The sequence below is a fragment of the Bacillus sp. 05T31 genome (genome assembly GCF_056396725.1).
The window spans coordinates 1-653 of sequence record NZ_JBFTMA010001226.1 but is presented as its reverse complement, the minus strand read 5'-3'; the positions used below and the strand labels follow the sequence as shown (position 1 = coordinate 653).

Annotated in this window: 1 protein-coding gene; it reads left to right on the top strand. The window is 34.6% G+C overall.

Annotated elements, in window-relative coordinates; translation table 11 throughout:
* Window positions 1-12 precede the first annotated feature (12 nt).
* On the top strand, window positions 13-653 hold a 641-nt coding region (tenA, locus tag AC1DJR_RS32600; protein ID WP_477004527.1), incomplete at its 3' end, for a thiaminase II.

Here is a 653-nt window from a genome sequence, read left to right as displayed (position 1 = left end):
GGAGGGATTTAAATGACTTTTTCACAATCATTACGTAAAGAAGTAGATTCAATTTGGGAAGCAAGTTTTAACCATCCTTTTGTAAAAAAACTAGGCGAAGGAACATTAGATTTAGCTAGTTTTCGATATTATGTGCTTCAAGATTCTTATTATTTGAGTCATTTTGCTAGAGTACAAACGTTAGGTGCTGCAAAGGCTCTTGAATTAGAAACGACAGCTCGTATGGCACACCATGCACAAAATACGTATGAAGCTGAGTTAYCATTACATGAGAATTTCGCAAAGAAATTAGGGATTACAAAAGAAGAAAAAGATAATTTTATTCCTGCGCCAACTGCATACGCTTATAYATCTCATATGTATCGCGCAGCTTATGAAGGGCATTTAGGAGATATTATTGCGGCTATTTTACCTTGTTATTGGTTATATTATGAAATCGGTGAACGATTAAAAAAATGTCAACCAGAAGAGCCAATTTATCAAGAATGGATTTCTGCATATGGATCTGATTGGTTCCGTACTCTAGTAGAAGAGCAAATCACACGATTAGATAYGATCGCTGAAAARGTAACAGAGGCAGACYGTAATCGTATGAGACAACATTTTATTTTTAGTAGTCAATATGAATATTCATTTTGGGAAATGGCATATAC